Below are 14,580 nucleotides of genomic sequence, written 5' to 3'. Positions count from 1 at the left end.
GGGACGGACGCATGGCTACTCCTCGTGGCGATCGGCGCGACACCGCCGACACTCCTGCGTCCGGTCACGTACCGGCTCCGGGGTTCCCCGGGTCCCGGACCCGGGGTAGCCCTCAGCGCGCCGGGCGCTCCCGTGGTTCGGCGACCAGATCGTCCTGCGTGTGGCGGCGCCCACCGGCCACCACCTCGACCGGGCGGTGCAGCCGATCGAGGTCGTCGCGGGGATCGCCGTCGACCACGACGAGATCGGCGGCGAGACCTGGACGGACGGCGCCGGTACGGTCGCCCAGCCCGAGCCGGGCCGCGGCACCGGACGTCGCGGTCCCGATGATCCAGTCGCGGTCGAAGCCGAGCTCCTCGAACATCTCCAGACCGGCACGGAACCCGTCGAAGACGGCGTTGGGCATGCCCGAATCGGTCCCGATCACGATGGGGACGCCGTGTTCGTGCATCCAGACCCACTGGTCGCCGAACCGGGTCCCCTCGGGGATCGGCGTCCTGGCTGCCATGTCGCGCCACTGCGGAGCCGTGGTGTTACCGGCGACGATCCCGTGGCGGGCCATCGACCGGGCGTGGGAGTCGGAGCGGTCGGTCCGGCCGGCACCGGAGTGCCAGCCGCAGTGCTCGACGGTCGACACCCCGGCGTCGACGCATCGGATGATCGGAACGGTGCCGTGGGCGTGCGCGGCCACCGGGAGCCCGTGCTGCGCCGCGTGCTCGACGACGACCCGCAGCAGCTCGGCCGGGTACTGCGGTTCGTACTGGCTGGGCCCGCCGGGGGTCATCTGCCCGCCGCCGGCCATGATCTTGACCAGGTCGGCGGTCCCGGCGGTGCGGTCGATCGCGGCACGCAACTCGGACTCGGTGTCCGCCACTCCGCCGAGGAACCAGCAGTGCCCTCCGGTGATCGTCAGCGGGGTCCCGGCGGTGAGGATCCGCGGCAGGTCCGCCCCTCGCGGGTCGTCCCGGACCTCGGCGACGACGCCCGCGGCATCGCCCAGGTCGCGCACCGTCGTGCAGCCGGCCCGCAGGCACGCCCGGGCGTTCCGCTCGACCAGCGCCCTGGTCACGGGCCGGTCGCCGGCCCGGACCGTGCCGAACGGGTCCCGGCTGAGGTCGGCCGCGAGATGGACGTGCGAGTTCACCAGCCCGGGGAGGAGGGTCCGGCCGGGGTGCGCGGACCGCGGCACGCCCGGGTGTCGCCGCAGGATCTCCTCGACCGGGCCGACCTCCGCGATCACGGCACCGTCGACGAGCACCCCGGCACCGGGGAGCACCTCGCCCACCGGCCCCACCAGGATCCGGTCGGCATCGACGATGAACACGCGTGTCGGCCCTCCGGCTCGGGTCCGCGACCGGGAGCCGTCAGCGGACGGCCGCCGGCGCGAACTGGGTGCGGTAGAGGGTCGCATACCTGCCCCCGGCGGCCAGCAGCTCCTCGTGGGTACCCGTCTCCACCACCCGTCCCGCCTCCAGCACGGCGATCCGGTCGGCGGAGCGGACCGTCGACAGCCGGTGCGCGATGACGATCGCGGTCCGCCCGACGAGTGCCTCGGTCAGCGCCTCCTGCACCGCAGCCTCGGACTCGGAGTCGAGGTGGGCCGTGGCCTCGTCGAGGATCACCACCCGGGGCCGGGCGAGCAGCAGCCGGGCGATGGTGAGGCGTTGGCGCTCGCCGCCGGAGAGCCGGTAGCCGCGCTCCCCCACGACGGTGCCGAGCCCGTCCGGGAGCGTGTCCAGCAGGTCGCCGAGCCGGGCCCGGCGCAGCGCGTCGACCATCTCGTCGTCGGTCGCCCCGGGGGCCGCGTAGCGCAGGTTCGCGGCGATCGTCTCGTGGAACAGGTGACCGTCCTGGGTCACCATCCCGACGGTGCCCCGCAGCGTCGCGAACGACAGGTCGCGCACGTCGACACCGGACAGCTCGACGGCACCGGAGCCGACGTCGTACAGCCGCGGGACCAGCGAGGCCAGCGTCGACTTGCCGGCGCCGGAGGTCCCGACCAGTGCGAGCAGGCCGCCGCCGCGGATGTACAGGTCGACGCCGTGCAGCACCTCGGCACCGGCCCGCTGGTCGAGGACGGCGACCTCCTCCAGCGAGGCCAGCGAGACCTCCGACGCGGTCGGGTAGGTGAACCGGACCCCGCGCAGCGCGACGTCGACCGGGCCGGCCGGCAGCGGGCGCGGGTCGGCGCGCTCGGTGATCGAAGGCCGCAGGTCCAGCACCTCGAAGACCCGCTCGAACGCGACCAGCGCCGTCATGATGTCGACCCGGGCGTTCGCGAGCGCCGTCATCGGCGTGTAGAGCCGGGTCAGCAGCAACCCGAGCGCGACGACCGTCCCGGCCGGGATCCGCCCGGTCACCGCCAGGTAGCCGCCGAGACCGTAGATCAGCGCCTGGGCCAGCGCGGACACCAGCTGCAGGGCGGTGACGAACAGCCGTGACACCATCGCCGACCGGACCCCGATGTCGCGCACCCGCGAGACCTGCCCACGGAACACCGCGGCCTCGTCCGCAGGGTCACCGAAGAGCTTGACCAGCGTCGCGCCGGGTGCGGAGAACCGCTCGGTCATCTGGTTGCCCATGGTCGCGTTGAGCTCGGCAGCCTCCCGCCGCAGCTCGGCCAGCCAGGTCCCCATCCGCCGGGCCGGCAGCACGAACACCGGCAGCAGCAGCATCGCCAGCACCGTGACCTGCCAGGCGAGCCCGATCATCACCGCGACGGCCAGTACGAGCTGGATCGAGTTCGCCAGCACCGTGGACAGGGTGCTGGTGATCGCCGACTGGGCGCCGATGACGTCGTTGTTGAGCCGGCTGACCAGCGCACCGGTCCGGGTGCGGGCGAAGAACGCCAGCGGCATCGCCTGGACGTGGGTGAAGACCGCGACGCGCAGGTTCTCGACCAGTCCCTCGCCCAGCCGGGAGGAGAACCAGCGCCCGGCGAGACCGACGACCGACTCCAGCACGGCCATCCCGGCGATGGCCGCGGCGATCACGATCACCACCCGCGCCGCGTCGGGCAGTTCGTTCGCGGCGACGATCGTGTTGACGATCCGGCCGGCCAGCAACGGCGTGACGACGCCGATCACCGCTGTCACCGTGGTGAGCCCGAGGTAGGCGAGCAGCCAGCGCCGGTACGGCCGGACGAAGCCCCAGATCCGGGGCCAGGTTCCGGGTGCGATGGAGCCACGACGGACGGACGGCGAGTCCGCCCCCCGGATGACCCCGCGCATCAGGGTGAGCGGGCGATCCAACGGTGTCCCTTCGCCGGTGGTGGACGGCGAGGAACCACGTTACGACGGCACGGCGCGCCCGGCGCGACGGCCGGGCGGCCGTGCCCGGGGCGGACGAGACACGTCGTCGCCCCGGGCACCGGCCGCAGCCCGGCCAGGGACCGGCCTGCGGCCGCCCCCGGCTACTTCTTCTTGGTCCGGGTGGCGCCGCCGCGCCCACGCAGCGTCACGCCGGTCTCCGAGAGAACGCGGTGCACGAAACCGTACGACCGGCCCGTCTGCTCGGCGAGCGACCGGATGCTGGCGCCCTTCTCGTACTTCTTCTTCAGATCCGCGGCCAGTTTTCCGCGCTGCGTCCCGGTGATCCGGGCGCCCTTCTTCAACTCGGCCATCGGCCCCTCCTCATCCCACCGCGGATGCCCCCGCGGACCGTCGCATCCGTCGCGACGATCAGGCCATGATGATCCAGATCCCGATTTCTGGCCAGAACGCGGAAAACGCGATCGGTGAACGGTTACCCCGAACGGCGCACTCGGATCCGTGACCGGGCGAACACAAACTCCCCGCGGAAGCGAAGATCGTCACCCGGTGGAATCGCTGTCACACAATGCGATCAACGGTTCCTCACCACCCGCCGCGCAATGGTCGATCACGGTGGTCCGGTCGGGTGATCATCGACGCGGTGCGACGACCGGCAGTGGCGACACCACGCACGGTGCGCCCGCCGGACGGCGCCGCGCGGTGCAGGGGGCCGGTCAGGCGAGCTGGACGAGTTCCAGGTACTCGGCGGACCAGTGGTCCTCGGTGCCGTCCGGCAGGACGATCACCCGGTCCGGCTCCACGGCCTCCACAGCGCCGGGATCGTGCGTCACCAGCACGACGGCACCCTCGAACCGGCGCAGCGCGTCCAGGACCTGCTCGCGGCTGGCGGGATCCAGGTTGTTCGTCGGCTCGTCGAGCAGCAGGACGTTGGCCGCCGAGGACACCAGCCCGGCGAGCGCGAGCCGGGTCCGCTCACCGCCGGACAGCGTCCCGGCCGGCTGCTCGAGCTGCTCGCCGGAGAACATGAACGACCCCAGCAGCGTCCGTAGCTGCTGCTCGGGGGCGTCCGGTGAGGCGTGCCGGATGTTGTCCCAGACCGAGCTGTTCATGTCGAGCGTGTCGTGCTCCTGGGCGAAGTAGCCGGTCCGCAGGCCGTGCCCGGGGACGACCCCGCCCGCGTCGGGCTCCTCGGTACCGGCCAGCAGCCGCAGCAGGGTCGTCTTGCCCGCGCCGTTGAGCCCCAGCACGACGACCTTGGACCCGCGGTCCACCGCGAGGTCGACGCCGGTGAAGACCTCCAGCGAGCCGTAGGCCTTGGTGAGCCCCTCCGCCGTCATCGGGGTCCGCCCGCACGGTGCCGGGTTCGGGAACCGGATCCGGGCGACCCGGTCGGACTGTCGCTCCTCGTCCAGCCCGGACAGCAGCGCGTCGGCCCGGCGCGCCATGTTCTTCGCGGCGACCGCCTTCGTCGCCTTCGCCCCCATCTTGGCGGCCTGGGCGTGCAGCGCCGACGCCTTCTTCTCCGCGTTGGCCCGCTCCCGCCGACGACGCTTCTCGTCGGTCGCCCTGGCCTCCAGGTAGCGCTTCCAGTCCATGTTGTACTGGTCGGCCTCGCCGCGCGTCGCGTCGAGGAACCACACCTTGTTGACGACCGCGGCGAGCAGGTCGGTGTCGTGGCTGATCACCACGAGGCCGCCCTCGTGGCCCTGCAGGAACCCGCGCAGCCAGGTGATCGAGTCGGCGTCGAGGTGGTTGGTCGGCTCGTCGAGCAGCAGCGTGGTGGCCGACCGCGAGCCGCCGTCGGACGCGGCGAACAGGATCCGGGCCAGCTCCACCCGGCGGCGCTGGCCACCGGACAGGGTGCGCATCGGTTGCGCCAGCACCCGGTCGGGCAGGCCGAGATGGGTGCAGATCCGCGCGGCCTCGGACTCCGCCGCGTACCCGCCGAGCGCGGAGAACCGCTCCTCCAGCCGCCCGTACTCGCGGACCGCGCGCTCGTTCTGCGGGCCGTCGACGATCTCGGCCATCGCGGTCTGTGCCTTCTCCATCTTGGCGATCAGCACGTCCAGCCCGCGGGCGGAGAGCACCCGGTCCTTCGCCGCGACCGACAGGTCGCCCTCGCGCGGGTCCTGGGGCAGGTAGCCGATCGGCGAGTTCGAGACGACCTCGCCGGAGTACGGCTCGCCCTCGCCGGCCAGCACCCGCATCGAGGTCGTCTTGCCGGCGCCGTTGCGCCCGACCAGCCCGATCCGGTCGCCGGGCTGGACGCGCAGGTTCGCCCCGGAGAGCAGGATGCGGGATCCGGCGCGCAGTTCGATGTTGCTCGTGCTGATCACGTGGGAGTGCTCCAGACGGAGTGCGGGGATCGGTGCTGAGAGGCCGGCTCCGGGCACACGAGTGCCCGGGAACGCCGCTACTCGATCAGGACCACGCCGCCAGGCTACCGGCCGGGTCCACGGGATTCCCGATGCGGGTGCACCGTCATGAGCGATCTCACCACGACCCGGGGCCGGGCGAGCCGGCCCGGCTCAGGACGGCCGGGCCCCGGCCGGAGCGCGCCGGATCCAGCGCGGTGAGCTCCGGAACGCCCTCCCCCGTCGCGATGCGGTCGGCCAGCACCCGGCCGGTGACCGGGCCCAGCGTCAGCCCCCACATGCCGTGCCCACCCGCGACGAACACCCCCGGCAGCCGGGCCGGGCCGATCACCGGGAGGCCGTCGGGGGTCAGCGGGCGCGGGCCGACCCACGGGTCGCGCACCGACTCGGGGTCGAGCCCCGCGAGCAGCGGGGTGACCGACCGGACGACGGCGTCGAGGCGGCGCCGCCGGAACGGCGCGTCGCTTCCGGTGATCTCCATCGTGCCGGCGAGCCGGGCGGCGCCGCGGTAGGGCGTCACGGCGACCCGGGCCTCGGGCAGGTAGACCGGCCCGTCGAGCGGCGCGCCCAGGTCCACCGTGCAGGAGTAGCCGCGGCCGGCCCGGACGGGGACCCGCAGCCCCAGTGCGCGGCCCAGCTCCGGCAGCCAGGCCCCGGTCGCGACGACGACGGCGTCCGCCGGGTGCGGCGCGCCGGACCAGGTGTCGACCTGCAGCCCGTCCGGACCGAAGCCGACCGTCCGCACCGCGGCACCGGGCACGATCCGCCCGCCCCGGTCCCGGACCGCGCCGGCGAGCGCGGCCAGGACCTGGCCGGGGTCGACGTAGCGCTGCCCGTGCAGGTCCACGACCCGGCCGATCCGCTCGGAGAACGGCGGGCCGGTGGTGCCGGGACCGTGCTCGACGGCCAGCCCGGACGCGCGGACGGCGGCCAGCTCGTGCGTCAGGCCCGTGGTGTCCGCGCCGGGGCGGAACCCGACCCGGACCGTCGCCGGATGGGTCCGCACCTCGACCCCGGCGTCGGCCAACTCGTCGAACGCGCCCAGCGCCCCGGCGGCGAGCGGGGCCAGCGCGGCCAGCGCCCGCCGCCACCGCGGCGCGGTCGAGTTGCGGGCGAACGCCGCGAGGAAGGCCACGGTGCCCGGATCCGGCCGCGGGTCCAGGGCCAGCGGGGAGTCGGCGTCACCGAGCCCGCGGATCCCCTCGCGGAGCAGCGCCGGCTCCGGCAGCGGCACGGTGAGCGCCGGCGTCAGGTAGCCGGCGTTGCCCCAGGACGCACCGGCCCCGACGGTGGACCGGTCCAGCACCGTGACCTCGGCACCGTGCCGCTGCAGGTGCCAGGCGCAGGACAGGCCGACGACGCCGGCACCGATGACGACGGCACGGCGGGGTGGACGGACGCTCACCGGAACTCCTCACGACGGGTATCCGCATGGTCACCGCTGTGACGACCGGTGGCACTCGTGCGATCCGACGAACGACGCCCGCGTTCCTCGGTCGATCGCACGAACCGCGCCAGGTGGGTCCCGGCGGCACAATCCCCTATCGCCCACAGCACGGGGAGGCGCACGAGTGAGTACGACCAGCACGTCACCCGCGACCGTCCGGCGGACCGGACGACGGACCGTCGGCCTGCTGGTCGGCGTCTACATCATCGACTACATCGACCGCGTCATGATCGCCGTCGCGCTGCCGCTGATCGGCGCCGAGTTCGGCCTCACCCGCACCGAGCAGGGGCTGGTCGTCTCCGCGTTCGCCATCGCCTACATGGTCACCCAGCTGCCCGGCGGGCTGCTGGCCGACCGGGTCGGCGCCAAGCCGCTGCTGCTGGCGTCACTGGTCGGCTGGTCGGTGTTCACCGCGGCCACCGGGTTCGCCCCCGGCCTGGTCACCCTGCTCGTCCTGCGCGCGCTGTTCGGGGTGGCGCAGGCGCTGTTCCCGGCCGCGTCGTTCAAGGCGCTCGCCGAGCGGACCACCCGGGAGGCGCGCACCCGCAGTGCCGGGCTGATGCTGTCGTCGAACTTCGTCGGTGCCGGGCTCGGGCCGCTGATCGTCGCCCCGCTCGTCGTGCTCACCGGCTGGCGGCACACGTTCTGGATCGTCGCCGTCGGCGGGCTCGTCCTCGGCGTTGTCCTGTGGAAGCTGCTGCCGCCGCCGCTGCCCCGGGAGCTGACCGAGCCGGATGCCCGCACCGACGCACCGGCCATGCCGCTGCGCCACGTGCTGACCAACGGTCTGGTCCTGCGCTGCGCGCTCATGTTCGCCTGCTTCAACATGCTCAACTACGGGATGATCACCTGGGTGCCGTCCTACCTGGTGGAGGCCAGGGGGCTGTCCCTGGTGGCCGCCGGGGTGTCGGCGTCGATCCCGCTGCTCGTGACGGCGGCCGGCGTCATCGTCGGCGGCACGCTGATGAGCCGCCGGTTCGACGCCGACCCGCGCCGGCTCGTCGTCCCCGCGCTGGTGGTGTCCGCGGTCCTGCTCGTGCCGATGCTGCTGACCACGTCCACGACGACGTTCACCGTGCTGCAGAGCCTCGCCATGTTCAGCAGCGCGCTCGCCGCGATCGGCATCGTCGGCATGCCGCTGCGGTCACTGCCGCGCGATCTCGTCGGGTCCGGGATGGGCGTGGTGAACACCGGCGGCCAGCTCGCCGGGGTGCTCGCCCCGCTGGCCATGGGCTGGCTGGCCGACCGGGCCGGGTTCGGCGCCGCGTTCGGGCTGCTCGCCGCGACCACGCTGCTGGCCGCACTGATCTCGCTGGTGACCCGCCCCCGCCGGGCGGACGTGCCGGCCACCGCGACGGAGGGAGCATCATGACCGAGCACGACCTGGTGATCACCGGTGGACGGCTCGTCGACCCCGGATCGGGGGTCGACGCCGTCCTCGACGTCGGGATCACGGCGGGCACCGTCACCGAGGTCGGGACCGGGCTGACCGGCCGGCGGGAGATCGACGCCCGCGGGCTCGTCGTCGCGCCGGGCTTCGTCGACCTGCACAGCCACTGCGAGGACATCCCCGGGATGCGCCTGCAGGCCTTCGACGGCGTGACGACCGCGCTGGAGCTGGAGGTCGGCATGTACCCGGCGGCGGCCGCCTACGAACGCGCCGCCCGGGCCGGCCGGCCGATCAACTACGGCTTCGCGACGAGCTGGGGCGCGGCCCGCCTGCAGGTCGTCGGCGGGGTGCCCGCGACCGGCCGGCTGGCCGACGTCTTCACCGCGATGACGGTGCCGCAGTGGCAGCGGGCCGCCGAGCCGGGCCTGATCGACCGGGTGATCGGGCTGGTCGAGGACGACCTCGCCGACGGCGCGCTCGGGGTGGGCATCCCGGTCGGCTACGCGCCGGGCATCGACGCGCAGGAGTACGTGCGGATCGCCGCCGCGGCGGCCGCGGCCGGGCGGCCGACCTACACCCACGCGCGGGACCTGGTCGAGCAGGACCCGGGCGGGGTCGTCGACGGCGCCGAGGAGATCGTCCGGGCGGCCGGGGAGACCGGCGCCCACATGCACTACTGCCACGTCAACAGCACCTCGGGCCGGCACCTCGACCGGGTGCACGCCACCGTGTCCCGGGCGGTCGCGGCCGGGTCGCCGGTCACCACCGAGGCCTACCCCTACGGCAGCGGGATGACCGGGATCGGGGCCGCGTTCCTCGCCCCGGACCTGCTGCACCGCCGGGGTCTCACTCCGTCGTCCATCCAGCACCTGGCCTCCGGCCGGCGGATGGCCGACGCCGGGGAGCTGTCCCGGATGCGCGCCGAGCACGGTTCGGAGTGGGCGTTCGTGCACTTCCTCGACGAGGCCGATCCCGCCGACCGGGAGCTGATCCGCAAGGCGATGGTCTTCGGCGAGACCGCTGTCGCCTCCGACGGCGGCGAGCCGTTCCGGCCCGGCGGGACCGTGGACCCGCTGGCGTGGCCGCTGCCCGCGGACGCCGTCGGCCATCCGCGGACCGCGGGGACCTACAGCCGGACCCTGCGCACGCTCGTCCGCGAGTCGGGTGCGCTCGACCTCGCCGAGGCGGTCCGCCGGTGCAGCACGGTGCCGGCCGGGATCGCGGCCCGCGGGGTGCCCGCGATGGAGCGCAAGGGCCGGCTGTCGGTCGGGGCCGACGCCGACGTCGTCGTGTTCGACCCGGGCACCGTCACCGACAACGCGACGTTCGCCGACCCGGTGCGGCCCAGCTCCGGCTTCTCCCACGTCGTCGTGGCCGGGACCGCCGTCATCCGCGACGGCGCGCTCGTCCCGGACGCGCTGCCAGGACGCGCGGTCCGCGCGGGGTAGCGCTAGCGACCGCGCAGGCGCAGCAGCCGCAGGTCGATCAGGGCACCGAGCCGGACGTCGGGATCGCCCAGGTCGGCGCCGGTGACCTCGGCCAGCCGGGACAGCCGGTAGCGGAACGTGTTCGGGTGCACGTGCAGCCGGGCCGCGGCCCGGCCGACGTCGCCGAACGCGTCGAGGTACGCCGACAGCGTCCCGGTCAGGTCGGCGCCGTGCTCGGCGTCGTAGCGCAGGGCGCCCGCGACCAGCGTGTCCTCCGGCAGGTCCCGCTCCCCCGCCGCGAGCCGCAGCACCAGCAGGTCGGTGCGCACGGTGCGCACCGACGCCGTCGTCGCGCCGGTCCGGGCGAGCAGGTGCAGGACGTCGTCGGCGTCGGCCCGGGAACCCGCCACCGCGGCCGGGTCCTCCACCACCCGGCCGACCGCGGCCCGCAGCGACGTGCGGGAGCCGGACCGCTCGACGAACTCCTCGACCACCCGCAGCGCCGCGGACTCGCCGGTGATCGGGAGCAGGCCGTAGACGGTGGCGTCGAGCGCGACCACCGCGGTGGACCGGTGCACGAGGCGCAGGTGCAGCCCGAGCGCGTCCGCGACCCGGTGGGTCTCCGCCACCTGCCCCGCGCCCCCGGCCGCGTCGACCTCGACGGCGACCACGCACACCGGCGTCCCGGACAGGCCGAGGCGCCGGACCGCGTCCGCCGGGTCCCCCTCGCGGGCCAGGAGCGCGGCGAGGAACTCCGCGCGGATCCGGGACCCGCCGGAGAGGGTGGCCCGCTCGCGCAGCAGGTGCGGGACGACGATCTCCGCCGCCGCCCGGAACGCCGCCGCCCGTTGCCCGGTCGGTGGCCCGCCGACCACCGCCCACACCGAGCCCAGGACGGTGCTCCCCGCGCGCACGGCCACCGCCACCCGGGGCCGTTCGCCGGGGAACACCGCGGGCACGAACACCGGACCCGTGGTGGCGGCCAGCTCGCGGAAGACCCCGGACCGCACGAGCCGGTCCTGGTAGCTGCCGGGCACCCGGCGGCCGAGCACCGTCGCGACCCGGCCGGCGTCGGTGTCCTCCTGGCCGGCGGAGAACGCCAGCACCCGGAACGCCGGGTCCTCGATCGTGACCGGGGCGTCGAGCAGCGCGGCGATCTCGTTGGCCAGCTGGAACAGGTCGCCCGTGCCGTCGTCGCCGACCACGGTCACCGGGTCCAGGGTCCGGCGCAGCAGCAGGAGCAGCTGCTCCCAGGCCACCCCGGGGGCCACCTCGACCACGGTGACCCCGGCCGCCGTCGCCGCGTCGGCGACCGCGGGGTCGGTCGCCGCGGGCGGCTTGAGCAGCAGCGCGGCACAGCCCGCCAGCCGGGTGAGGGCGTCGGCCGCCGTCGCGGGGACGAGCCCGACCCCGAGGACGGCGAGGTCTCCCGCCGGCCCGCCGGGCTCGGCCGGGTCCAGGATCGTCAGCCCCTCCACCGGCCGTTCCGCGGGGCCGGTCACCACCCGCAGGACGGGCCCGAGATCGGCGACGAGGCGGGCCAGCCGGGTCGCGGGCCGGTGGCCGCCGGCCCCTACCGCGGAGTCCACCGGTCCCGCACCGCACGGTCGCAGCCACCGGTGACCGCGCCCGGCGCGGAGGGAGGGAACGGCACGCCGGAACCCTACCGGCCACGACCGGCACCGGCTGCCGCCCAAACCCGCCGGGCGCCCGGCGGCCCGGCTGCCTACGGTGACGGGAGGACGTGCCGACAGGGCGCGAGAGGGGGGTGCGGACGTGCCGGACGTCGACGTGCTCGTGCTGGGCGCGGGCCCCGCGGGGCGGGCACTCGCCGGGGCCTGCGCGACCCGCGGGCTGCGCACCGGGCTCGCCGATCCCGATCCGGACCGGCCGTGGACCGCCACCTACTGCGCGTGGCCGGAGGAGCTGCCGCCCGGGCTGCCGGAGTCGGCCGTCGCGGCCCGCCCCACCGCCCGGGCGGTCCTCCCCGGCCCCGGCGGGCAGCGCACGCTCGGGCCGTACGCCGTGCTCGACACCGCCGGGCTGCGTGCGCACCTCGACCGGGCCCTGTCCACGGTCACCGTGCTGACCGGCCGGGTGGGCCCCGGCGACGTGGCACCGGACGACGACGGGCACCGGGTCCGGCTGCACGGGGCCGGGGCGGAGCGGGCGATCACGGCCGCCGTCGTCGTGGACGCGACCGGGGCCCCGTCGCGACTGCGCCCGGTGGCCGGCGTCGCCGCCGAGCAGACCGCCTACGGCGTCGTCGTCGACCAGGAGCGGGCGGCGCCGGTCCTCGAGCCGGGGGAGGCGGTGTTCATGGACTGGCGCTCCCCCGCCGGGACACCGGGACCGGGCTGGACGGACTGGCCGACGTTCCTCTACGCCGTGCCCTACGGCGACGGCACGGTCCTGCTGGAGGAGACGTCGCTGGCCCGGCGGCCGGGCCTCCCGCTGCCCGAGCTGCGTGACCGGCTCACCGCCCGGCTGTCCGGGCTGGGCGTCGAGGTCCCCGCGACCGCCCGGGTGGAGCGGGTCCGCTTCCCGGTCGACTCACCCCGCGCGGCCCGGCACCCGGTGCCGTTCGGCGCGGCCACCCCGCTGGTGCACCCGGCCACCGGGTTCAGCGTCGCCCCCGCCCTGCAGCTGGCCCCCGAACTGGCCGTGGTGCTCGTCCGGCACCTGCCGGGGGACCCGGCCCGCGCGGTGGACGCCGCGCACCGGCTGCTCTGGTCGCCGTCGGCGCGCGCGGTGCACCGCCTGCGCCGGCACGGCCTGCGGACCGTCCTGGACCTGCCGGCCGCGCTCACCCCGGCCTTCTTCGCCGCGTTCTTCGCCGGGCGCAGCGGCCGGTCGTTCCTCACCGGCCGGGACGATCTCGCCGGGACACTCGCCGGGATGGCCGGTGTCTTCCGGGCCGCACCGTCCCGGGTCAGGCTGCACATGCTCCGGTCGGGTACGACCCCCGCCCGGACCCCGTCCCACCCGAACGGGCGATGACGACCGCGCCTCATGATCGGTCCGCGCCGGACCAGTAGTACCGTCGGCCGACGCGGCTCGCGAGCTGCGCTCACCGTCGAGGACCGTCCGGGCGCGCCGGCGCGCGGGTCGGGGCGGCCCGCTCCCCCACGGAGGCTGCCATGCCCGCTTACCGGACCATCGTCGTCGGCACCGACGGCTCGTCCACCTCGTTCGCCGCCGTCGAGCGTGCGGCCGGTGTCGCCGCCGACAGCGACGCGACGCTGGTGATCGTCTCGGCCTACACCCCGGCCAGCCGGGAGGACACCGCGGCCGCCGAGGACGCGCTGAAGGACGAGGCGTACCTGGTCACCGGCTGGACGCCGGCCGAGGAGGCGCTGCGCGAGGCCGCCGACCGGGCCGCCGCCGCCGGCGCGCGCACGGTCTCGACCCACGCCGAGGACGGAGCCCCCGTCGACGTCCTGCGCAAGGCCGTCCGCGACCACCACGCCGACCTGCTCGTCATCGGCAATCGCGGCCTCAACACCTTCTCCGGCCGGCTGCTCGGATCGGTCCCGGCCGACGCGACCCGCCGGGCCGGCGTCGACGTGCTGGTCGTCCACACCACCTGATCGCCGTGCCGGACGAACCGAGGGCCCGCCCGCCACTGCCCGACCCGGCGTCCGTCGACTGGAGCGAGGTCGACGGCGCGGTCCTGGACGAACTGATCCTGGGGTCACCACGCGAGTTCACCCGCGACGAGCTGGTCGCCAGGATCGGGCTGGACCCCGACGAGTCGGGCCGGCTCTGGCGGGCGCTGGGCTTCCCCGACTCCGGACCGGACGAGCGTCTCTACACCCGGGCCGACCTCGACGCGGCCCGCAAGGTCCAGGCGCTGTCGGGCACCTGGCTCCCGGACCCGGCCGCGCGCGAGGCCGTGGCCCGGGCCATCGCCCAGTCGCTGTCGCGGCTCGCGGAGTGGCAGATCGGCATGCTCGCCCAGGTCGCCGCCGCCTACACCGACGAGCTGAGCGCGCGCGACGCCGCCCGGACGGCCGCCGGTGTGCTCCCCGAGCTGCAGGAGCTGCAGGCCTACGTCTGGCGGCGGCACCTCGCCGCGACCGCGGCCCGCTGGGCGGCGGGCGCACGGGAGTCCGATCCCGAGAACATCGCCGCGGACACCTGGCCGCTGTCGGTCGGGTTCGCCGACATGGTCGGCTTCACCCGCACCACCCGGCGCCGCTCCCTGGACGAGCTGGGCGAGATGATCGAGCGGTTCGGCGCGGTCACCACCGAGGTCATCGCCGACGGGCGCGGCCGGATCGTCAAGACCGTCGGCGACGAGGTGCTCTGGGTGACCGAGCACCCGGCCGACGCGGCGGCGATCGCGCTCGGCCTGCGCGACCGGGTCCGGACCGAGCCGTCGCTGCCCCAGCTGCGGATCGGGCTGGCGCACGGCATGGTGCTGGCCCGCTACGGCGACGTGTACGGCGAGGTCGTCAACGTCGCCGCCCGGCTGACCTCGGAGGCCCGGCCCGACACCGTGCTCGTCGACCGGGAGGTGCACGAGGTGCTGCGCGACGACCCCCGGTTCGACCTGCGCCGTATCCCGCCGCTGCACACCCGGGGCTACACCCACCTGCGGGCGTGGGCACTGCGCGGTGCCCGCGAGCGATAGTGCCTTGACCTCGACCCGTGTGCAGGGACGACA

General features: G+C 75.3%; 11 protein-coding genes. 5 read left to right on the top strand and 6 right to left on the bottom strand.

What is annotated here, in order from left to right; all coding sequences use genetic code 11:
- Positions 1 to 112: 112 nt before the first annotated feature.
- The 5 genes from AFB00_RS25090 to AFB00_RS25070 form a co-directional block, all read right to left on the bottom strand.
- Positions 113 to 1,324 carry an amidohydrolase family protein gene (locus AFB00_RS25090; RefSeq protein WP_068799234.1) on the bottom strand — a complete coding sequence of 404 codons (1,212 nt, stop codon included), beginning with the start codon at positions 1,322 to 1,324 and terminating at the stop codon, positions 113 to 115.
- A 40-nt stretch (positions 1,325 to 1,364) separates the two neighbouring features.
- On the bottom strand, positions 1,365 to 3,251 hold the full coding sequence (locus tag AFB00_RS25085; protein WP_068799233.1) for an ABC transporter ATP-binding protein: 1,887 nt from the start codon (positions 3,249 to 3,251) through the stop codon (positions 1,365 to 1,367).
- 161 nt (positions 3,252 to 3,412) lie between these two features.
- A complete protein-coding gene (locus AFB00_RS25080; protein ID WP_010240451.1) occupies positions 3,413 to 3,622 on the bottom strand; it encodes a helix-turn-helix domain-containing protein in 210 nt (69 codons plus the stop codon).
- Between the two features lie 363 nt (positions 3,623 to 3,985).
- A complete protein-coding gene (locus AFB00_RS25075) occupies positions 3,986 to 5,608 on the bottom strand; it encodes an ABC-F family ATP-binding cassette domain-containing protein (RefSeq protein ID WP_068799232.1) in 1,623 nt (540 codons plus the stop codon).
- Between the two features lie 157 nt (positions 5,609 to 5,765).
- Positions 5,766 to 7,052 carry an NAD(P)/FAD-dependent oxidoreductase gene (locus tag AFB00_RS25070; protein WP_068799231.1) on the bottom strand — a complete coding sequence of 429 codons (1,287 nt, stop codon included), beginning with the start codon at positions 7,050 to 7,052 and terminating at the stop codon, positions 5,766 to 5,768.
- A 166-nt stretch (positions 7,053 to 7,218) separates the two neighbouring features.
- On the opposite strand from AFB00_RS25070, the gene AFB00_RS25065 reads away from it, so the two are divergent.
- Positions 7,219 to 8,466 carry an MFS transporter gene (locus tag AFB00_RS25065; RefSeq protein WP_068799230.1) on the top strand — a complete coding sequence of 416 codons (1,248 nt, stop codon included), beginning with the start codon at positions 7,219 to 7,221 and terminating at the stop codon, positions 8,464 to 8,466.
- Positions 8,463 to 9,932, top strand: a complete 1,470-nt coding sequence (locus AFB00_RS25060) for an amidohydrolase family protein (RefSeq protein ID WP_068799229.1) — start codon at positions 8,463 to 8,465, stop codon at positions 9,930 to 9,932. Before AFB00_RS25065 ends, AFB00_RS25060 begins: the two co-directional genes overlap by 4 nt.
- Before the next feature lie 2 nt (positions 9,933 to 9,934).
- Here the strand turns inward: AFB00_RS25060 and AFB00_RS25055 are convergent, their stop codons facing one another.
- Entirely contained in the window at positions 9,935 to 11,500 is a 1,566-nt protein-coding gene (locus AFB00_RS25055; protein WP_068799228.1) for a PucR family transcriptional regulator, read from the bottom strand.
- Between the two features lie 187 nt (positions 11,501 to 11,687).
- Between AFB00_RS25055 and AFB00_RS25050 the strand changes: the two genes are divergently transcribed.
- The 3 genes from AFB00_RS25050 (at position 11,688) to AFB00_RS25040 (ending at position 14,547) form a co-directional block, all read left to right on the top strand.
- Complete coding sequence (locus AFB00_RS25050) at positions 11,688 to 12,911, top strand: lycopene cyclase family protein (RefSeq protein ID WP_083275809.1); 1,224 nt, start codon at positions 11,688 to 11,690, stop codon at positions 12,909 to 12,911.
- Between the two features lie 140 nt (positions 12,912 to 13,051).
- Entirely contained in the window at positions 13,052 to 13,501 is a 450-nt protein-coding gene (locus AFB00_RS25045) for a universal stress protein (protein ID WP_068799227.1), read from the top strand.
- Positions 13,502 to 13,506: 5 nt separating this feature from the next.
- A complete protein-coding gene (locus AFB00_RS25040) occupies positions 13,507 to 14,547 on the top strand; it encodes an adenylate/guanylate cyclase domain-containing protein (protein WP_231974061.1) in 1,041 nt (346 codons plus the stop codon).
- Positions 14,548 to 14,580: the final 33 nt, after the last annotated feature.

This window comes from Pseudonocardia sp. HH130630-07, from assembly GCF_001698125.1.
Lineage (GTDB): Bacteria > Actinomycetota > Actinomycetes > Mycobacteriales > Pseudonocardiaceae > Pseudonocardia.
This window is presented reverse-complemented; position numbering and strand designations above follow the sequence as displayed.

What these genes read in the sequence shown, in the direction of transcription:
- AFB00_RS25060 (WP_068799229.1), top strand. Translation starts at nt 8,463, where the DNA reads ATGACCGAGCACGACCTGGTGATCACCGGTGGACGGCTCGTCGACCCC.
- AFB00_RS25080 (WP_010240451.1), bottom strand. Translation starts at nt 3,622, where the DNA reads ATGGCCGAGTTGAAGAAGGGCGCCCGGATCACCGGGACGCAGCGCGGA.
- AFB00_RS25045 (WP_068799227.1), top strand. Translation starts at nt 13,052, where the DNA reads ATGCCCGCTTACCGGACCATCGTCGTCGGCACCGACGGCTCGTCCACC.